General features: G+C 62.5%; 18 protein-coding genes. 13 read left to right on the top strand and 5 right to left on the bottom strand.

The window, feature by feature from the left end:
* Positions 1 to 36 precede the first annotated feature (36 nt).
* The 8 genes from AK829_RS11685 (at position 37) to AK829_RS11720 (ending at position 11,642) form a co-directional block, all read left to right on the top strand.
* On the top strand, positions 37 to 1,302 hold the full coding sequence (locus tag AK829_RS11685) for a hypothetical protein (protein WP_052206134.1): 1,266 nt from the start codon (positions 37 to 39) through the stop codon (positions 1,300 to 1,302).
* A 28-nt stretch (positions 1,303 to 1,330) separates the two neighbouring features.
* Positions 1,331 to 2,911, top strand: coding sequence for a lysine--tRNA ligase (lysS, locus tag AK829_RS11690; protein ID WP_052206136.1), 1,581 nt, complete (start codon positions 1,331 to 1,333; stop codon positions 2,909 to 2,911).
* 258 nt (positions 2,912 to 3,169) lie between these two features.
* The gene (locus tag AK829_RS11695) at positions 3,170 to 4,018 is read left to right on the top strand and encodes a hypothetical protein (RefSeq protein WP_052206138.1); all 849 of its coding nucleotides are present in this window, start codon (positions 3,170 to 3,172) and stop codon (positions 4,016 to 4,018) included.
* A 2-nt stretch (positions 4,019 to 4,020) separates the two neighbouring features.
* The gene (locus tag AK829_RS11700; protein WP_052206140.1) at positions 4,021 to 5,010 is read left to right on the top strand and encodes a hypothetical protein; all 990 of its coding nucleotides are present in this window, start codon (positions 4,021 to 4,023) and stop codon (positions 5,008 to 5,010) included.
* Positions 5,011 to 5,025: 15 nt separating this feature from the next.
* A complete protein-coding gene (locus AK829_RS11705) occupies positions 5,026 to 6,699 on the top strand; it encodes a phosphoenolpyruvate--protein phosphotransferase (protein ID WP_083439863.1) in 1,674 nt (557 codons plus the stop codon).
* Positions 6,700 to 6,789: 90 nt separating this feature from the next.
* Complete coding sequence (locus AK829_RS11710) at positions 6,790 to 7,791, top strand: isopenicillin N synthase family dioxygenase (protein ID WP_052206143.1); 1,002 nt, start codon at positions 6,790 to 6,792, stop codon at positions 7,789 to 7,791.
* Positions 7,792 to 8,655 (top strand): MetQ/NlpA family ABC transporter substrate-binding protein, encoded by an 864-nt coding sequence (locus AK829_RS11715; RefSeq protein WP_052206145.1) that lies wholly within the window; start codon positions 7,792 to 7,794, stop codon positions 8,653 to 8,655.
* 149 nt (positions 8,656 to 8,804) lie between these two features.
* Positions 8,805 to 11,642, top strand: a complete 2,838-nt coding sequence (locus AK829_RS11720; RefSeq protein WP_052206146.1) for an ATP-dependent Clp protease ATP-binding subunit — start codon at positions 8,805 to 8,807, stop codon at positions 11,640 to 11,642.
* A 42-nt stretch (positions 11,643 to 11,684) separates the two neighbouring features.
* Here the strand turns inward: AK829_RS11720 and AK829_RS11725 are convergent, their stop codons facing one another.
* Positions 11,685 to 13,154 carry an alpha/beta fold hydrolase gene (locus tag AK829_RS11725; RefSeq protein ID WP_052206148.1) on the bottom strand — a complete coding sequence of 490 codons (1,470 nt, stop codon included), beginning with the start codon at positions 13,152 to 13,154 and terminating at the stop codon, positions 11,685 to 11,687.
* 23 nt (positions 13,155 to 13,177) lie between these two features.
* Here AK829_RS11725 and AK829_RS12615 point away from each other — a divergent pair, with 23 nt between their 5' ends.
* Positions 13,178 to 13,348 (top strand): DUF4236 domain-containing protein, encoded by a 171-nt coding sequence (locus AK829_RS12615; RefSeq protein ID WP_141738122.1) that lies wholly within the window; start codon positions 13,178 to 13,180, stop codon positions 13,346 to 13,348.
* Here the strand turns inward: AK829_RS12615 and AK829_RS11730 are convergent.
* On the bottom strand, positions 13,327 to 14,172 hold the full coding sequence (locus tag AK829_RS11730; protein WP_052206150.1) for an HhH-GPD family protein: 846 nt from the start codon (positions 14,170 to 14,172) through the stop codon (positions 13,327 to 13,329). The genes AK829_RS12615 and AK829_RS11730 overlap by 22 nt on opposite strands.
* A 22-nt stretch (positions 14,173 to 14,194) precedes the next feature.
* Here AK829_RS11730 and AK829_RS11735 point away from each other — a divergent pair, with 22 nt between their 5' ends.
* Both AK829_RS11735 and AK829_RS11740 read left to right on the top strand, forming a co-directional pair.
* Complete coding sequence (locus AK829_RS11735; protein ID WP_052206152.1) at positions 14,195 to 14,797, top strand: carbonic anhydrase; 603 nt, start codon at positions 14,195 to 14,197, stop codon at positions 14,795 to 14,797.
* A gap of 9 nt (positions 14,798 to 14,806) precedes the next feature.
* Positions 14,807 to 15,520: a hypothetical protein gene (locus tag AK829_RS11740; protein ID WP_052206154.1), complete on the top strand. Its 714-nt coding sequence runs from the start codon at positions 14,807 to 14,809 to the stop codon at positions 15,518 to 15,520.
* A gap of 24 nt (positions 15,521 to 15,544) precedes the next feature.
* Here AK829_RS11740 and disA read toward each other — a convergent pair whose 3' ends face one another.
* From disA to AK829_RS11755, 3 genes are read right to left on the bottom strand one after another with little or no spacing between them, the layout of a single operon-like run.
* Positions 15,545 to 16,582, bottom strand: coding sequence for a DNA integrity scanning diadenylate cyclase DisA (gene disA / locus AK829_RS11745; RefSeq protein ID WP_198147773.1), 1,038 nt, complete (start codon positions 16,580 to 16,582; stop codon positions 15,545 to 15,547).
* Positions 16,579 to 17,964 (bottom strand): DNA repair protein RadA, encoded by a 1,386-nt coding sequence (gene radA, locus AK829_RS11750; protein ID WP_052206157.1) that lies wholly within the window; start codon positions 17,962 to 17,964, stop codon positions 16,579 to 16,581. Before radA ends, disA begins: the two co-directional genes overlap by 4 nt.
* Positions 17,965 to 17,990: 26 nt before the next feature.
* A complete protein-coding gene (locus tag AK829_RS11755; protein WP_232305745.1) occupies positions 17,991 to 18,512 on the bottom strand; it encodes a hypothetical protein in 522 nt (173 codons plus the stop codon).
* A 153-nt stretch (positions 18,513 to 18,665) separates the two neighbouring features.
* Here AK829_RS11755 and AK829_RS11760 point away from each other — a divergent pair, with 153 nt between their 5' ends.
* On the top strand, positions 18,666 to 19,256 hold the full coding sequence (locus AK829_RS11760) for a CarD family transcriptional regulator (protein ID WP_052206161.1): 591 nt from the start codon (positions 18,666 to 18,668) through the stop codon (positions 19,254 to 19,256).
* Entirely contained in the window at positions 19,246 to 19,941 is a 696-nt protein-coding gene (gene ispD, locus AK829_RS11765) for a 2-C-methyl-D-erythritol 4-phosphate cytidylyltransferase (RefSeq protein WP_052206162.1), read from the top strand. Before AK829_RS11760 ends, ispD begins: the two co-directional genes overlap by 11 nt.
* The last annotated feature ends 77 nt before the right edge of the window (positions 19,942 to 20,018 follow it).

The following is a 20,018-nucleotide window of genomic DNA, read 5'->3' on the forward strand; positions in this document are numbered from 1 at the left end:
GCGTAGGTAGTGCTGGGGTGCGCTACACTCGCTTGCATGTCTGCGCCCCAACTCGCCGCACTGCTGAATGAACGCTACGGCTTCGCGTTTGCCGCCGACCGGATTGTGGAGGTCGGCCGCACGAGTGGCTCCACGCTGTTTGAGGCGAGCAACGACGAGGGGGCTGCGGTCCAGGTTGAGCTGTTTGACATCGCGGAGGTGCGCGGCATTGGCGGCGACGTAGATTCGTTGGACGCCGAGCTGGAGAAGATCGCAGCACCCGGCGCGTTTCGCCCCCGCCATGCGGGCGTGACCGAGGACGGTCAGTTTTATGTGCTGCGTGAGGCAACCGTCGGTACGCCGCTGCGCGACCTGATCCTGGAGAAGCACGACGCGGGCCAGACCTTCACCAACGAGGAGGCGCGCGACCTGCTAACCGCTGCCGCCGATGCGGTTGACGCCTACAACGCTGCTGGCTACCCGGGCTTTTTGGCGCGTTCCATCAACGCGGACCAGCTGCTGGTGCAGCCGTCGTGGTCTGAGGTGCCGGTCAAACTGGCGCTTGTGGGTCCGAGCGTTGACCTGGCGGCCACCGAGGACAACCTGCACGATTTTTGGAACGTGGTTGCCCAGGTGACCAGCCAGCCGGTGGATGAACAGGCGGCGGCTCGCCACGCCACCGCGGCGGGCTACCTGCAGGAGGTCACCTCGGTTGAGAAGCCTGAATCCTCTGAGCTGCCGGCGGAGGCGTCCGCTGCCGTGGCGCCGCGCCCGCAGGATGGTTACCGCAAGCCGCCGGAGCCATACCCGTCTGGTTACACGCCTCCGTCCACCCCCGTAAACGCGCAGCGCAACCCGTGGCCGTGGGTTATTGGTGCGTTGGCTGCGGCGCTTGTGGTCATGCTGGTGGCGTGGTTTGTTACCACGCAGCGTGGCCAGGAGTGGACCGCGGCGGAGCAGGAGATTGCGCAGGCGTACCCGGGGGTCGTCGCAAAGAAAGGCGGCAAGCGCGGCTGGCAGGGCCTGGAGTGCGAGTCTGCCGCACCCGATGCCGGCCAGGAGGCCAAGATCCGCTGTGCGGGTGAGGAGCTGGGTGTTTCGGTGGCGAAGTACCCAACCCAGGCCGCGCGTGACCAGGACTTGCCGGGCGAGGAATACGCCACCGTGCTGGGCTCTGGCGAGTGCATGATTGCGGACTATGAGATTCCGGAGGCCTACCCGCAGGCGTTTGCGATGGCGCCGTATGACAAGGGTCAATTCCTGATTGTTGTGAACGGCTACCAGGCGGAAGAGATGCGTCTGGATCTGCCGGTGTGTGAGTAATCGCTGCGGGCGACTAGCATGGTCATCCGTGACTAAGCAGACGACTTCGCAAGCAGAGCAACCAGTAAACGGCCAGGACCTTTCGGAGCAGCAGCGCATCCGCCGCGCCAAGCGCCAGAAGCTGATTGATGAGGGCCGTGAGGCCTACCCCGTTGAGGTGCAGCGCACCACCAGCCTGCGTGATTTGCGCGCGAAGTACCAGGTCGTGCCCGAGGGGGAGGGCGATGGCGTGACCCGCCTGGAGGCTGGCCAGGAGACCCAGGACGTGGTGTCGGTTGCCGGCCGCGTTATGTTCCAGCGCAACACCGGCAAGCTGTGCTTTGCCACCCTGCAAGAGGGTGACGGTACGCAGCTGCAGGTCATGCTGTCGCTTGCAGAGGTTGGCGAGGACGCGCTGGCCAGCTGGAAGGCAGACACAGACCTGGGCGACATTGTTTCGGTAACCGGGCGCATTATTGCTTCTCGACGCGGCGAGCTCTCCGTCCAAGCCCAGTCCTGGCACATGGCGTCGAAGGCGCTTCGCCCGCTGCCGGTGGCCTTTGCGGACATGAATGAAGAGCAGCGTGTGCGCCACCGCTACACGGACTTGATCATGCGCGAGGCCGCCCGCAACAACGCGATGACCCGCATCAAGGTCATTGCTGCTGTGCGTAAGTTCCTCACGGGCCACGACTTTGTTGAGGTGGAGACGCCGATGCTGCAGACACTGCACGGCGGCGCTGCCGCTCGCCCGTTCATCACGCGTTCCAACGCGTTGGATATGGACCTTTACCTGCGCATCGCGCCGGAGCTGTACCTGAAGCGTTGCGTTGTTGGTGGCATTGAGCGCGTCTTTGAGCTCAACCGCAACTTCCGCAACGAGGGCATTGACTCCTCGCACTCGCCGGAGTTCACCATGCTGGAGACCTACCAGGCGTGGGGCACCTACAAGGACGGCGCGAAGACCATGAAGGATCTTGTGCAGTTCTGTGCGCAGGAGGTCTTCGGCTCCACGACGGTCACGCTTGCCGACGGCACCGAGTACGACCTCGGCGGCGAGTGGAAGGTCATGGAAATGTACCCCTCTTTGAACGAGGCTTTGCAGCGCCAGTTCCCGGGCCAGCCCGAGGTGACCGTGGATTCCTCCGTTGAGGAGCTCATGGGCATTGCTGAGGTTATTGGCCTGAAGGTGCCGAAGGATGAGGGCTGGCTGCACGGCAAGCTTGTCGAGGAAATCTGGGAGCACCTCTGCTCCGACCAGCTCTACGAGCCGACGTTCGTGATCAACTTCCCGGTAGAGACCTCGCCGCTGACCCGCGACCACCGCGAGCAGCGCGGCGTGACCGAGAAGTTCGACCTTTACGTCCGCGGCTTCGAGCTGGCCACTGGCTACTCCGAGCTGGTTGACCCGGTGATCCAGCGCGAGCGTTTCGAGGACCAGGCACGCCTTGCCGCCCACGGCGACGAAGAGGCCATGGTGCTTGATGAGAACTTCTTGGCCGCCATGGAGCAGGGCATGCCACCGACAGCCGGCTGCGGCATGGGCGTGGACCGCCTGCTGATGGCCCTGACCGGCCTGGGCATCCGCGAGACCGTGCTCTTCCCGCTGGTCAAGCCGGAAGCGAACTAGAATCCAACTAGAAGCAAACTCGGTTTTGCTCGCGCGGAGCCCGGCTTTTGTGTCTCGACCTGGGGTTTTGTAAATGTCGTCTAGCAGGCTGCGTGTGCTGCTAGACGACATTGTATTTTCGCCCCTTTTCGCCAGAACGCGACCTGCGGAAACAGAGAGGGAAAGTTTTATCGTCTAGCAGCATCTCGCATACTGCTAGACCACATTGCAAAAGAAGCAGCGCGGGCCGTCCTGGCGTGCGTGCGTTAGGATTCGCGCATGCGCTCTCACGGGATTTTTACGTTCGTCGCTGCCGCTGGGCTGGCTGCCGGCCTGGTGGCGTGCACACCCACAGCAGTGCAGGAGATCGCGGAGCCGACCCCGCTGTTCACCTCCGCGGAAGTTACGCCTGAGGAAACCCCCACAGCAACCGCCGCTGGACAGCCGTCATCCCCGCCGGTGTGCGACAACGCGTTGCTGCCCACGAACTCGGTAGGTATGCAGCACAAGTTCTTCGATTGTGAGGGTGGTTTTGCGTACGCGGGTGTGCCGTCGTCAGACGAGTTCAGCTTCCTGCGGTGGGATGGCAACCAGTGGGGGCCTTTGCTTGCCGACGGCCACGTCGAAGACACCAAATGGGGCGAAGCCCCCTGCTGGGACACTGCACACATGCGTGACATTGGGGTGCCGGAGACCATCTTGGTGAAGATGCGCAAGTGTCCAAGCGGTAAGACCGGTTTTGATGAGTTCTTTGAAACCGCGCCGAAGGGGGACCCGTCGAGTCCGTACATCACGCTGGTCAATCTTGGTGAGGCCGGTGAGGCCGCCAGCTACCCCGCCTGCGATGGCCGCAACATTCTGATCCTGGATTCGGTGATTGACAATGAGCCGGATACTGCGCACAGGATTGCAAGGCAGGTGTTGGCGGTGCACCCGTCGGGTAGGAGTGTGAGGTTTACGGTGCCGGGGCGGTGTGCGTCGTTACGCGGGCAGCTCGATGGGGACGATATTTACCCGGTGTATCTGGACTTTTTGTCCGATGTTGATGAGATGTGTCGGGCGAAGGCGCAGTACGGTGGTAATGGTCGCGTGTTGGTTGACCGCGCTGAGTACTTTGATCCCTGTTAGGGATGAACCGTGAGGATTGGATGATGGCCCACTACAACCTGTATGACTCGCTTCGTCTTGATCGGGCGAAAGACCCGGCCGCGTTGGCCCAGGAGATTGACCAGCGGATTCAGTCTGGCAACACGTGGAACCCGGGCGGGTTGGAGGAGTTGCAGGTGGCGCGTGCGGTGCTGGGGGATCCTTATCGACGTTCAGCGTACGACCAACGTTTAAACGACCCGAACGCGCCGGCGATGACACCGGATTCCCTGCGCCAGCTGGCCCACACGAACATGGGTGGGAGCGTGGATTCGGGCGTGGAATCGGGCGTGACTGCATCACGGCCTGCGCAGAAACCGGCAGAGAAACCTGCAGTTGCTGAGCCGTTGACGGGCCGGCCGTATCAGTATGGGCCGAGTAGGCAGACGTCGTCGATCCAGCAGCCAGCAACACAAGTACCGCAGCAGCAGAAGTACCCGACGGAGCCGATCCCGAAGGTGGACGCGGAACCGGAGTCTGACAAGAAGAAGCGCCCGGTGTGGCCGATCGCTGCTGCGGCGGTGGCCCTGGTTGCGATTGTGGGCGGCGGCTTGTGGTGGTTCGCGGGCCGGGACACTGCACAGGGCTCGCCGTGGGAGCAGCCGTACGCGATGGTTGCAGAGGACTTCCCGCAGATCATCGCCGCCAACGATGGCGGCCGCGGCATCGACGGCTTGCCGTGTTCCTCGCGTGAGCTCAGCAATGGTGAGACCGCGAAGATCCGCTGCGCCAACGACAAGCTTGGCATCACGGTGATCCAGTACGCCTCGGAGGCAGAGCGCGACACAGCGATCCCGGCTAGCGAGCCAGTGGAGCACTACGGCAACGAGACCTGCGAGTTCACCTCCGCCGAGATTCCCGATCAGTCTTTCGAGGCCTATTACATGGCGCCGAACAGTCACTGGAGTAACTACCTGATTCTGGTCAACGGCGAGGGCGCGGCGGACCTGCGCGTACGTCTGCCGATCTGCTAGCAGCCGAGAGAAACCATGGTTACGCTGCACGGCATCAGTGTTTGTCCGGGGTTTGTGACGGCGCCGGTTGTGCGGGTGTCGCAGCCGGTGGGTGTGGATCCAAACGAGCCTCCTTCGACGGACCCGCAAACCGACGGCCAGCGGATTCGTGAGACCTTGGAGGCGGTTGCGGCGTCGGTGAGGGCGGTAGGGGACGGGCCGCACACAAGCATGCTCGAAGCTACCGCAGCCTTGGCCACGGACCGGGCGCTGATCAAGGCGATTGACAAGGAGCTGGCGAGCGGCGCAGGTGTCACCGCCGCTGTGGCAGGTGCCGTGGAGGTGTACGCGGAAAAGCTGCGTAAGCTGGGCGGATACTTCGCGGAGCGGGTGGTGGATCTTTACGACATTCGGGATCGTGCGATCGCACGCCTCCAAGGTCTGCCGGAGCCGGGGGCGCCGCATCTTGATCGCCCGAGCATCATCGTTGCGTACGATTTGGCGCCGTCGCAGACCGCCGCGCTGGATCCGGCGCTGGTCGCGGGCATTGTCACCGAGGCAGGTGGGCCGACCTCCCACACGGCGATCCTCGCGGCCCAGCTCGGGATTCCTGCGGTGGTGCAGGTCAGGGGCATTTTGCTTACCGACGCCCACCGCATCTCCCTCCACGCCACCACCGGCGAAGTGCACGTCAACCCCACACCCGCGGAAGCCGCTGGCTTGGAGGCAGCCGCGCGGGAGGCAGCCGCGCGGGAGGAAGCAGCGACTGAGGCTGCAGCGGTTGCAGCCGGGCCGGGCAGCATTTCCGGCCAGATTCGAAACGGCCAGACCAGCGACGGCCACCCGGTGAAGCTCATGGCCAACATCGGCAGCGCCGCCGAGATGGAAGGACTCGACGCGGAGGGCGTGGGGCTTTTCCGGACGGAGTTTCTGTTCCTGGATCGCGATGACGCGCCGGGTGTGCAAGAGCAGACCGATCAGTACATTGCTGTGTTGAAGGCGGCGGCCGGGCGCCGGGTGGTCGTGCGCACGCTGGACGCTGGGGCGGACAAGCCGCTGCGGTTCGTGCCCACGCAAGCGCCTGGGCAAGCGCCCATGCCAGCGCCTGGGCAAGCGCCTCCACAAGCAGAGGCAAACCCGGCGCTCGGGGTGCGGGGAATCCGCATGTCGCAGCGGTACCCGGAGCTTATGGACACCCAGCTTGAGGCGCTTGCGAACGCCGCCGAACAGGTTCCAGGTTCGGAGCTGTGGGTGATGGCGCCGATGGTGGTGTCGGCAGATGAGGCCCGCTGGTTCGCGCAGCGCGCCCGCGCCCACGGGCTGCCCAACGTGGGCGTGATGATTGAAACTCCGGCGGCTGCGATCATGGCCGAGGAGATCCTGGAGGAGGTGGATTTCGCCTCCATTGGTACCAATGACCTGGCGCAATACGTGATGGCAGCCGACAGGATGCATGGCGAACTCGGCGCGTTGCAGGACCCGTGGCAGCCGGCGGTGTTGAGGATGGTTCGGGGGGTGGTGCGGGTGGGCGTCGTGAAGAAAAAGCCCATCGGGGTGTGCGGTGAGGCTGCGGGCGATCCGGCGCTTGCGAAGGTGTTGGTGGGGATGGGTGTGAGCTCCCTGTCCATGGCAAACGTGAAGATTCCGGCGGTGCACGCCGCGCTGCGCCAATGCAGTCTGGAGGAGTGTCAGCAGGCGGCTGCTGAATAAAAACCCGTCGCATTCTTTCAGAATGAACAAAACGGTCTAGAGTTGCCCTCTAGAAACTGGACCAAGCTGTTCATTATGAAAGGATTGACCATGTCAGAAGCCACGCTTCCAATCATCTCCTACGCAAAACTTGCCGCCGGAGATGCGGAAGAGATAGACAGACTGCGCCAAGTTACCCACGAGATCGGGTTTTTCTACCTGGCGGACCACGGTGTGGACGAAGCGCTTCGCGACACCGTAATTAGCAAGTCCAAGGAGTTCTTCGCGCTGCCGCTGGAGCAAAAGAACGAGATCTCCAACCTGAACAACCGCCACTACCGCGGCTACTCCTGCCTGGGTGATGAGCGCACGCAGAACAAAGTCGACTGGCGCGAGCAGCTGGACTACTCCTTCGACCTGCCCGCGCCCGATGAGGCTGAGTACAAAGAGCGCCCGTGGCGCGTGGTTGAGGGGCCGAACCCGTGGCCGGCGCAGGTCCCGGAGCTGAAGGGCGCCGTGAATGGTTACATCGAGCACCTCACGGGTGTTGCGCAGAACATTATTCGCGCGTGGTCGCAGGCGCTTGGCCAGGACCCAGGGGTGTTTGATGAGCAGTTTGCAAACCCGTTCCCGCTGCTGAAGCTGGTGCGTTACCCCGCGGTTGAGCACAACGAGGCCACCCAGGGTGTTGGCGCGCACAAGGATTCGGGCGTGATCACGCTGCTGTACATTGAGCCGGATTCCTCTGGCCTGCAGGTGGAGACGGACAACGGTTGGATTGACGTCCAACCCATCCCGAACACGTACGTGGTCAACATTGGTGAGCTGCTGGAACGCGCCACGGATGGCTATCTTGTGGCTACGCGCCACCGCGTCCTGCCTACGGCGAAGGGATCGGAGCGTTATTCCTTCCCGTTTTTCCTGACGCCGAATCTTGACACGGTGCTGCCCACGCTTGAGCTGCCGGACTCGCGGGGTGTTGGCCAGGACATGCAGGGCCAGCAGATTTATGAGAACTCGGGCCTGAACACCTTGAAGTCCCGCTTGCGCGCGCATCCCGAGACCACAGCGAAATTCAACCAAGCTATTGCCGATCAATTCCAGGAGCTGTAAATGAGCCTTCTTGCTTTTCGACGCCACATCGCAACCGCCCTCACCACCACCGCCATCATCTTCACCACCGCGGCGTGTGCCTCTTCGCCTTCTGACTCGGCGGGGGAGGCAGCCGGCGACGGTGCTTCATCTGAGGCGCTGACTATCCTTGCCTCCCCGGTGCCGCACTTGGAGATTCTGGAGCACTTAGACGAGGTCAATGACTCGTTCACGCTGGATGTCAAGACCGTCACGGATGTGTCGGCGGCGAATATGGCTGTTGCTGATGGTTCGGCGGATGCGAACTTCTTCCAGCACGTGCCGTACCTGCGTGACTGGGAGGACCAGACCGGCAAGCAGCTGGTCAATTTGGCCGGAGTGCACTTGGAGCCGACGTCGATGTACTCGGAGAAGATCACTTCCGCGGACCAGATCCCGGACGGTGCGGACATTGTGGTGCCGTCGAGTCCGTCCAACCTCGCCCGGGGCTTGCTGCTGTTGGAGAAGAATGGGCTGATTACGTTGGATGCGGATTTGGATCCGGAGGCGGTGACGTCGATAAGCCTGCTGTCCATTAAGGACAACCCGCGCAACCTGAACATCGTGCCGGTGGAGGACCTGATGGTGCTGCAGTCGATTCGTGACACCAACGTCTACGGCGTCATCGCAGCGTCCTCACTTGCCCTGGAGTCCGGCTATGACCCGGTGGATGACGCGGTGCTTTCAGAGTCCCCGGACAACAACCCGTACGTCAACGTGTTTGTGGCCAGCCAGGAATCTGCAGATGATCCACGCGTGAAGGCCGTGGCCGAGGCGTTGCAGTCTAAAGAAACTGCTGACTGGATCCGCGAGAAGTACGGCAACGCTGTGCTGCCGGTGAACTAAGGAACATGGGTGTTCGCTACGGGCGAACATTGCCATCTACCTGCGTAAATGCCCCACACTGCCCGAAATGCAGGGAAGAAGTGTGGGGCTTAGCCGTTATGGTGTGAGAACGACTATTTAGGGAATCTGTTTGAAGAAGGGGTCGCCACATGTTTGAGCGGTTTACTGATCGCGCTCGTCGCGTCATCGTTCTTGCCCAAGAGGAGGCGCGCGCGCTGAATCACAACTACATGGGCACCGAACACATCCTGCTTGGCCTGATTAAAGAGGGCGAGGGTGTTGCCGCCAAGGCCTTAGAGTCCATGGGCATCAATCTTGATGACGTACGCAATGAAGTCATCGAGATCATCGGCCACGGCACCCAGCCGGTTACTGGCCACATCCCATTTACCCCGCGTGCCAAGAAGGTCCTGGAGCTCTCCCTGCGTGAGGGCCTGCAGATGGGGCACAAGTACATCGGCACCGAGTTCCTGCTGCTGGGCCTGATCCGTGAGGGCGAAGGTGTAGCAGCGCAGGTGCTGATTAAGCTGGGCGCGGACCTGCCGCGTGTGCGCCAGCAGGTTATCCAGCTTTTGAGCGGCTACGAGGGCGGCGAGGCCCAGAACCCGGAGGCCCCGACGTCGGCGCCCGGTTCCCCGGCTGCTGCCGGCCCGGGCCCGCGCGGGCAGGGCGAGCGCTCCAACTCGCTGGTGCTTGACCAGTTTGGCCGCAACCTCACCGCAGCTGCCAAGGAAGGCAAGCTGGACCCGGTGGTGGGCCGTGACAAGGAAATTGAGCGCATCATGCAGGTGCTCTCCCGCCGCACGAAGAACAACCCGGTGCTGATCGGTGAGCCGGGTGTGGGTAAGACCGCCGTTGTGGAGGGCTTGGCACTCGACATTGCTAACGGCAAGGTCCCGGAGACCCTGCGCGATAAGCAGGTGTACTCCCTGGACCTGGGCTCTTTGGTTGCGGGCTCTCGTTACCGCGGTGACTTTGAGGAGCGCCTGAAGAAGGTGCTCAAGGAGATCAACCAGCGCGGCGACATCATCCTGTTTATTGATGAGATCCACACGCTTGTTGGCGCGGGTGCGGCGGAAGGTGCGATTGACGCGGCGTCGTTACTCAAGCCCAAGCTTGCCCGCGGTGAGCTGCAGACCATCGGTGCCACCACCCTGGATGAGTACCGCAAGCACATTGAGAAGGATGCGGCGCTGGAGCGTCGCTTCCAGCCGGTGCAGGTAGATGAGCCGAGTGTGGAAGACACCATCACCATTTTGAAGGGCCTGCGCGACCGCTACGAGGCGCACCACCGCGTGTCCTACACAGACGATGCACTCAAGGCTGCGGCGAACCTGGCGGATCGCTACATCAATGACCGCTTCCTGCCGGATAAGGCCGTGGACCTGCTGGATGAGGCAGGTGCGCGCATGCGTATTAAGCGCATGACGGCGCCGGAGGGCCTGCGCGAGGTGGATGACCGCATCGCTGAGGTGCGCCGCGAGAAGGAAGCCGCGATTGACGCACAGGACTTTGAAAAGGCCGCTGGCCTGCGCGACACCGAGCGCAAGCTGGGCGAAGAGCGCGCGGAGAAGGAAAAGAAGTGGCGCTCCGATGACCTTGAGGATATCGCCGAGGTTGGCGAGGACCAGATTGCAGAGGTCCTGGCCAACTGGACCGGTATCCCGGTGTTCAAGCTGACTGAGTCCGAGTCCTCGCGCCTGCTGAACATGGAAGGCGAGCTGCACAAGCGCATCATCGGGCAGGACGAAGCGGTGCGTGCTGTGTCTCGTTCCATCCGCCGTACCCGTGCGGGCCTGAAAGACCCGAAGCGTCCGAGCGGTTCGTTCATCTTCGCCGGCCCGTCCGGTGTGGGTAAGACGGAGCTGTCCAAGGCGCTGGCTGAGTTCCTGTTCGGTGATGAGGATTCGCTGGTGCAGGTGGACATGGGTGAGTTCCATGACCGCTTCACCGCCTCGCGCCTCTTCGGTGCCCCTCCGGGGTACGTGGGTTACGAGGAGGGCGGCCAGCTCACCGAGAAGGTGCGCCGCAAGCCGTTCTCGGTCGTGCTTTTCGACGAAATCGAGAAAGCCCACAAGGAGATCTACAACACGCTGCTCCAGGTGCTGGAAGAAGGCCACGTCACCGACGGCCAAGGCCGCATGGTGGACTTCAAGAATACTGTGCTGATCTTCACCTCCAACCTGGGCACCGGCGACATCTCCAAGGCTGTGGGCTTGGGCTTTACCGGCAGCACGGCCACGGATGCGGATGCGCAGTACGAGCGCATGAAGAACAAGGTGCACGATGAGCTGAAGAAGCACTTCCGCCCCGAGTTCCTCAACCGTATCGATGAGATTGTGGTCTTCCGCCAGCTCACCCAGGAAGAGATTGTGCAGATGGTTGATCTGCTCATCGCCCGAGTGGACAAGAACCTGGCTGCTCAGGACATGGGCATCGAGCTTACGGACGCTGCGAAGAACCTCCTGGCCAAGCGCGGCTTCGACCCGGTGCTGGGTGCTCGTCCTTTGCGACGCACCATCCAACGCGAAGTCGAGGACATCCTGTCCGAGAAGATCCTCTTCGGCGAGATCGGTGCGGGTGAGATCATTACTGTCGACGTCGACGGCGACATCGAAGCCGACGAGAAGAGCGCAAAGCTGACGTTCACCCCGCGTCCGCGCCCGCTGCCGGCCGAGACGTTTGACGAGGCCGACATCGAGCTGGAGAGCGAAGTCCGCGAGATCGACCCGTCCCGCGTCGAGCCGGAGAGCCCGGCCTCTGAGTTCCCGGACGAGACTGATCAGGGCGGCGGGTTTGAGGATGAGCCGGCAGGCACCGTCCTAGACAAGGACCTGAACACGGACAACGCTGCTGACTTCGACAACGGCGAGGGCCACGACAACGGCACCGACAACGGCACCGACAACGGTGACTCCGATGGCAACAGTGACGGTGAGGATGGCGAAGACGGCCCGAGCGGCCGCGGCCCGATGGAGCCGGCCTAAGCGCCAGCCGGCCCAGCCGGTCTAACCTAACCAGCCGTAGCGCTAGAGCTGCGGCAGCTGCGGCAGCGGCGGGATCATCCCCAGCCACTGCTGCGGCACCATCGCCAACCACTCGCTGGGGATGAGGCCTAGGTTGTAGGCGGCCCAGCCGCCCAACCCGACAATCCCTGCCACCGCTGCGAGCACGCCGAGGGCAACGGCGGTCTGCTCCACAGAGTTCAGCTCATCGGTGAGCTCCACCGGGGTTTCTTCACCAGGGCAGACCTGGGTAAATTTCTTGCCCGCCATGCGATCGTCTAACCAGGTGATCGCATTTTTCGTCTCCAACACAAGTGGTGCGGCGTGTCCGCTGACTGGCACCCTCTTTGCTGGGAAGGAGGACGCGTCACTTGATGCGGTAAACAGCGGCATCGAATCCGTACCCGGCACTAGTACCTTGCGGTACTCAACTGGGGCGCCAACCGTGCAGTAGTCGCTCGCAAGCTGGGTGGCCTGCGGCTCCGGCACCATGTCATCATCCGGGTTGGTCAGCACCATGATAGGCGCGGAGGTGCCCACGCGGCCAAGGGCGTTGTGTTCGAGGACGTTGTAGATGCGATCATCAGTCCGCGCGGCCTCCGCGAGTGTCTTGCCGGTTTTGGTGTAGGCGGAAAACGGCTTGGTTACCACCCGGGGGCCGTCCAGTACGCAGGCGTTGGCCAGCTCTTTGAGCATTTCTCGGCCTTCGTCGGTCAACAGCTCATCGATGGCTTCCTTGAACTCCGGGTAGGTTTCGGAGTAGCTGATCACGCCGAAGCCGGCGACGGTGGTGATGAGGTCCACGCTGGCGTCTTCAATCACGCGCAGCGGATCCGCCGGGGGAGCGCCCGCGAACGTGCCAACAACGTTGAGCTCCGGGGCGTATTCCCCGACCAATTCGGCTGCTGCAGCTGCCGCACCGCCGCCTTGGGAGTAGCCCCAGAACGCGACTTTTTCGTCGGGTTTGGATACGTGGCGTGCGGCGTCGATAAGCGCATGGCCCTGATCAATCCTGTTCAGATACGTGTGTACCTTCGCCGAGCCGCGATCGCCCAAGCCCATGTAATCCGTGACCACCACGCGGTAGCCTGCCTTGTTCAGCAGGCGCACCACCGGCGCCTCATAGTTCACATTCACCGAGCTGCCCGTGATGGAGGAAAACCCGTCCTTCGGTGCGCTCGGAGCACAATGCTTGCCGACGCCCCTCGTACCCGGCGCCAACGCCACCAACCCCTTCGCATTGTCAACATCAAACACGGCGCCACTGACACGCACGGTTTCGCCCTGCTCGTTGACCGAGTCGTACACGATGCGCTCACCGGTGCGGCGCTCGCCAACACTGGAGAGCACCCCGGCCGCCGAGGAACCAAACGATGACAATGACGACGCCGACTCAGCGCTGAGATCCTGTGCCAGGGCCGGTGCGGCGGTGGCGGTGGAGACAAGCGGAACGACAAGTGTGGTCGCGACTAGCGACTTCAGGAAACGAGACATGCACAAAGTGTAAGCTTCTGCGCATGGGTCTTCAGTATCGGAAACGGCACAAGGTTGGCAAGAACGTCTGGATCAACCAGACCGGCACGGGTGCCTCGATGTCTACCAAGGTCGGGCCGGTGACGTTCAACTCCCGCGGCGGCGTGTGGATCAAGCTGCCCGGCGGCATGACCTACCGCGGCAGGTGGAAGTAGCCGCGTTCGTTTTGGACGGCCAAGCCGTCTTCGAGCAGGGAGTACAACGCTCGTGAGCGTTGTGCATCGTCGGGCCACACCACGTCGATTGCTGATTGGGGGACAGGGCCGGGGGCCTGGCGAAGCACGCGCATGATTTTGCCGCGAACTTGCCTGTCGGTGCCGGCGAATTTCTGCGAGGGGGCTTTCACAAACGTCTTGGGGTAGCCGCGCTCGCGCCACAGACATGAGCTGACCGGACATGCGTCGCAGAGGGGTTTGGTTTTGCAGACCAGCGCGCCGAGCTCGATGAGCGCTTCCGAAAACACGGGGCCTTGCTCAGCGGGCAGCAGCTCGGTGACGTCGGCGATTTCGGATTTGCGGGGTTTCTGATTTTCCTGCCCAAGCACCACACGCGCGTGGACGCGGCGCACGTTGGTGTCCACAACCGCCACATTCTGCCCGTAGGCGAAGGCGGCGACGGCGCGCGCGGTGTACTCCCCAATTCCGGGAAGAGCCAGCAGCTTATCGACGCCACGCGGAACCACCCCGCCGCATTCATCCACAATGACCTGCGCGCACTCCTTGAGGCGAAGTGCTCGGCGGGGATACCCCAAAGACCCCCAGGCGCGTAGGACATCGGCAGTACTGGCAGCGGCAAACGCTTCGGGCGTGGGCCAGCGACGCATCCAATCCACCCATATGGGTGCCACGCGTTCAACTTGGGTTTGGTGGCTCATCACTTCACTGACCAACACGCCCCACGGGGTGGTCGATTCATTGCGCCACGGCAGGTCGCGGGCGTTGTTGGAATACCAGTGGAGGATTTCGTCTTGCAGGCTCACAATGAGTGCAACAATAGTGACTATGGAACATTCTTCCCCACGTCAGGTTTGGAACAGCCTTCTGGAAGGCAACGAGCGCTTCGCTACAGATTCGGCGACAACGCCACACAGGGATCCGCGCCGTCGCGCAGAGATCGTCGAAGGGCAAAACCCGGTCGCGGCGATCGTGGCGTGTAGCGACTCCCGTGTGCCCGTAGAGCTGCTGTTTGATGCCGGCTTCGGGGATCTGTTTGTCATCCGCACCGCAGGCGGCTGCGTGGACGCGGCAGTTTCGGCGAGTGTGGAGTACGCCGTTGAAGGCCTTGGCGTGCCGCTGGTCGTAGCGCTCACACACGAGTCGTGTGGCGCAATCGGTGCCGCGATCGGTTCGGTGGAGGACCCGGAGCATGCACCGCACGGTTTGACCCGCGTGTTTATGGAAAAAATCGCGCCGTCCGTCCTAGCCGCACGTGCGGCGGGCGAGAACTCCCGCGAGAAGATCGAAGAAACCCACGCGAAGATCACCGCACAGCACCTGGTGGAACGCATCCCGTCCATTAACAAAGAGGGGACGGGTGTGGTGGCGGCTCGCTACCTGCTTGACAGCGGCCGCGTCGAGACCGTCTGGGAGCATTTCGCGAACTAGAGTGAGGGCATGACAAACCAGCGCCCGCTCCCAGACGAGATCTATGTGCGCCGCAGGGTCGGTGCGCTTGTCGTTCTTTTGCTGCTTGTTGCCCTGGTGATCTGGGGTTTAAGTGCGGTTGCAAAGTCCGGAAATAGCTCCGGCGACGGCTCTGACGCTGCGGTGTCCACCACTGACTCCACCCCGAGTGTCACACCTGTGACCGAGCCGACGGTACCTGCCCCAGAGGATGTCGATTCCACCACCGGGGTCACGACTGCGGCAACCAAGGAGGAGACGGAGGGGGAGGGCGCGGAGGCGTCGGCAAGCGAAGAGCCCCTCGCGAAAGGCTCCTGCGAGCTGTCTGACCTGCGCATTACAGCGCTAACAGAGTTCCCGTCGTTCAAGGTGGGAGATTCGCCGAAGATCTTCATGGAAGTGGAAAACCCCACCGACACCGACTGCGTGCTCGACCTTAACGACGGCGACATGCGCTTCGAAGTCTACGACATGGCCACCAACGCCCGCGTGTGGAGCGACACTGACTGCTACGCCTCCATCGTGGTTGGCCAGGAGACCTTCCCGGCTGGCGAGAAGCGCCCGTACCAGGCCGTTTGGTCCGGCACTGCATCCGCGCCGGGCGCATGCACCGACCGTAAGACAGTACCGGCGGGCTCTTACTACCTGCACGCGGTGATCGGCGACAATGCTTCGGACGCCGCGCCGTTCAACTTCACGGCGTAACGCGAAACGCTAGCTAATGCGGCGTTAGCTAATACGGCGCAGGCCCTCGGCGATGTGGCGCGCCCACAGGCCGGAGACGTGGTCTGCGCTGGCGAGCTCCTCGGGCGTGGCGCTGACAATCGTCGGCAGTTCGCCGAAGGCGGAAACGATGTGGTCCATGAGGAACTTCTGCACGCGTGGCACGCGCGAAAGCGCCCGGTAGCCACGCGGCACGACAGACTGCATGAGGTTTTCCTCGGAAGCCGGAAGCCCCAGCTGGCGGGCAAGCGCGGAGGAGTGGAGCAGTTCTGCATCGGGAAGTGCCTCGAGGGCGCGCACGGCGCGGGTGACCTGCTCATCGGTTGGCACCGTGTCGGCGGCGATGTAGTCACGCACCAACATCTCAATGTCAGTGGCGTTGGAACCTTCAAGCTCAGTCAGTTGCAGGATCAGCTGGCGGGCGTCTGAGCCAAGCTCCACAATGGTCAGATCCAGGTCCATGGCGGCGCGCTCCAACATCATCTGGCGCTGCAGCGTGCCCACCACATCACCCACGGTGGCGTACCCGTTCATCTCTGCAACGAACAGGCGCTGGTTGGCCATGTCTAAGCGTTGGCGGTAGCGCTCAATGGTGGACAGAGCTTGGTTCGCGCGCGCGATCAGTACGGCGGATTCCTTCAAGCGGTGGCGGGTTCCGTCGTGATAGAGCGTCACCGTGTTCATGGAGGCGGATACGCTGACCACGGGCACGCCGGTCTGCAACGCGGTGCGCTCGGCGGCGCGGTGGCGGGTGCCGGACTCGACCGTTACGTATTCCGGCGAGGGTACAAGCTGGACGTTCGCGCGTGTGATCCGTGATCCGTCAGCGGACAGGATCACCGCGCCGTCCATTTTGGAAAGCTCGCGTAGCAGGGTGGGGGAGAAAGGGGCGTCGAAGGTCACGCCGCCGTCGCAGATCTTGGTTACTTCCGGGGGATCTCCCAGCACGATGAGGCCGCCGCTGCGGCCGCGTTGGATGCGCTCCAAACCGTCGCGAAGCGGGGTGCCTGGGGAGAGCTTGGCCAAGATTTCACGCAGTGTCACGCAAGCAACCCTATCGCCTCGGCCACCGTGGATACCTGCTGGACGCGCATCCCTTTCACACTCACCTTCTCACCGGCGGGCACGATCGCGCGCGTGTAGCCCAGACGCGCCGCCTCCTGCAGACGACGAGTCAGGTTGGGCACGCGGCGCAGCTCACCGGCAAGGCCAACCTCGCCGACCACAACCGTCTTTTCCGGCAGTGGTTTCTCGTGCAGCGAGGACCACGTGGCCAGCGCCACCGCAAGGTCCGTGGCAGTCTCCGTGATGCGCACTCCACCCACGGTGGCCACGTAGGCGTCTTTATCGTTGGTGCGCTCCCCGCAGCGCGCCTGCAGCACTGCAAGCACCATGGGCACGCGGTTGCCGTCTAGGCCCGTGACCACGCGGCGTGGCGACTTATTCACCGGATCCACCGTCAATGCCTGCACCTCAGCCAGCATGGGGCGCACGCCATCCATGGCCACGGTTACGGCCGAGCCGTCCGGTGTTTGGCCGCGGTGGCTCAGAAACAGCCCTGATGGGTCCGACACCTCACGAATGCCGTCGGCGGTCTGCTCGAAACAGCCCACTTCATCGGTTGCGCCGAAACGGTTCTTCAGTCCCCGCAGCATGCGCAGGCTGGATTGCCGGTCGCCTTCAAAATTCAGTACCACATCCACCAGGTGCTCAAGCACGCGCGGGCCGGCCACGTTGCCGTCCTTGGTCACATGCCCCACCAGTAGCACCGGCAGGTTCGTGGTCTTGGCCAGCGTGGTCAGCGCGGCCGTCACAGCGCGCGACTGCGCCACACCGCCAGCAACGCCTTCCACACCGGATGCGTGCATGGTCTGCACCGAATCTACGATCAGCAGGCTGGGTTTGACCTCTTTGACGTGCCCAAACACCGTATCCAGGTTGGATTCAGCGGCCAGAAACAGCGTGTCCTGCAGCGCGCCGGTTCGCCCCGCGCGCCCCCGCACTTGCCCAGCTGACTCCTCCGCCGTGACATAAAGAGCCTTTTTGCCTATCGACGCCCACCTCGACGCCACCTCCAACAACAACGTGGACTTACCCACGCCGGGCTCACCGGCAAGCAGAATGACGGAGCCGGGAACCACACCGTTTCCAAGCACGCGGTCAAGCTCACCGATGCCGGAAGGCACTGCGTGTGCGGCGTCGGCCGCGACTTTGGTGATTGGGCGTGCCGGAGTGGCAGGGGTCAGTGCCCCTGCGGTCACGCTGACGTTACCCCCGATGCCGCTTTTAGCGGCACTACCTGTGCTGACAAGAGTTTCCTCCTGCAGCGTCCCCCAAGATCCACATTCGGGGCACCTCCCCAACCATTTGGGGGAGGAGTACCCGCATTCAGAGCAGGTGTGGATTACCCGCGCCTTTTTGGCCAAGTGTTTCTACTTTGCCTTTTGCGTGCTTACTTGGAGAAGTCGCGGTCTTCCTGGCCGGACACCAGGTTCGGTGCGGACACGGTCGCGTCCACCTCAACGGTCGAATTGTCAAAGGTGAAGGAAACCGGGACGTTGCCAGCGAACGCGAAGTCCTTGTTCACAACGGTGTTTGGCACGTACTGGATGCACGGGTCATCAGATTGCGGGATGCGGTTGAGGCCTTCAGCGGAGTCAGAGACCAGGGTGCAGTTGTAGGTCACCGGCTTGGATACGCCCAGGTTGACCGGGGTGCCGGCAACGCTTACGGCCTGCAGGGTGTGGTCCTTCATGGAGGTGTCCTGGTTGGTTGCCACAAACTTCAGTGCAGCCTGGCCATCCTCGGTGAGGATCAGGGTGACATCCTGGACGGACACTGCGCCGTCTTCGGTGAATGCGGTGGCGCCATCAACAGCAGCGACCTGGTCGGCGGTCTGGGTGATCTGACCTGCAGAGCAGCCAGCCAGGACCATAGCGCAAGCGATTGCAGCAACCGGCTTCAAGGACTTCACGGGGAGTGCCTCCATAATCTTTCTGGATATTCTTTCGCGCAAGACAATAACCAACGCAATGACAATGGGATTAACTCTAGTCTCCGCTGCCAGTTATTTCTAACTTTCCCAGTGGTAGTCTTGTGGGGCAATTGAGCCACTAAGGAGTGACGTATGGAGTTCAAGGTCGGGGAAGTTGTGGTGTACCCGCACCATGGTGCCGCAAAGATCGCAGATATTGAACAGCGTGAGATCGGCGGGGAAACCCTCGACTACCTGGTGTTGCAGATCCTTCAGTCCGACCTTGAGGTCCGTGTGCCGATCAAGAACACTGAGCTTGTCGGCGTGCGTGACGTGGTCAATGAAGAGGGCCTGCAGCGCGTTTTTTCGGTGTTGCGTGAAACCGACGTTGAGGAGGCTGGCAACTGGTCTCGCCGTTATAAGGCTAACCAGGAGCGTTTGGCGTCGGGTGACATTAACAAGGTTGCGGAGGTTGTGCGTGACCTGTGGCGCCGTGACCAGGGCAAGGGTTTGTCTGCTGGTGAGAAGCGCATGTTGGGCAAGGCTCGCCAGATTTTGGTGGGTGAGCTTGCGCTGGCTGAGCCGGTGGATGAGAAGAAGGTCGAGGAGATGGAGTCCGGCATTGCCAAGATCATCGAGGAGCAGGTGAAGGCCGGTATTAGCGAGGATCCGAATGCTGTGGATGATGAGGATCTGGATCTGGATCTGGATGATCTGAGCTTCGACGATGAGGATGAGGACTAAGCCCTCAGTTATCGCCATTGTGGCGGCGGCCGGCCAGGGCACTCGTCTGGGGGCTGCGTTGCCGAAGGCGTATGTGGAGCTTCGCGGCCGCAGTTTGCTTGAGCGCTCTGTAAGCGCGATGGCGCAATCGGGGGTAGTGGATGCTGTGTACGTTGTGGTGTCTCCGGAGATGGAGTCGCTTGCCGCGCGCTTGCTGCAGGGCCACGATGTGACGTTTGTCCACGGCGGTGCCGAGCGTGCGAACTCCGTGTGGAATGCGTTGCAGAGCATCCCGCTTGACGACGCTACGGTGCTCATCCACGACGCCGCCCGCGCACTGACACCGCCGGCGATGATCGCGCGTGTCGCAGCTGCCGTTGAGGACGGTGCTCAAGCCGTGATCCCGGTTGTGCCGGTGGCGGACACTATCAAGGTGGTGGACAACGGGTTCGTGGAATCCACGCCCGATCGTGCTCGCCTGCGCGCGGTGCAAACGCCGCAGGGATTTGACTTGCGCACCTTGCGCGAGGCGAACAAGGCCTACTTTGCGGGTGCGCAGGATTTTGTGGCTACTGATGATGCCTCGTTGATCGAGTGGTTCGGCATCCCCGTAGCCACCGTTGAGGGCGACCCGCTGGCCTTCAAGATCACCACTCCGGTCGACTTTATGCTGGCACAGCGCATTACCGATGAGGCGGAATCATAAAGCCCCATCCTTATTTAGACTGCCTCAAACCCTGTTCGGTTCCATAAATTTGAGAACTGTGGGAAATCTCAAAAACC

This window comes from Corynebacterium riegelii (assembly GCF_001263755.1).
GTDB classification, from domain to species: Bacteria; Actinomycetota; Actinomycetes; order Mycobacteriales; family Mycobacteriaceae; genus Corynebacterium; species Corynebacterium riegelii.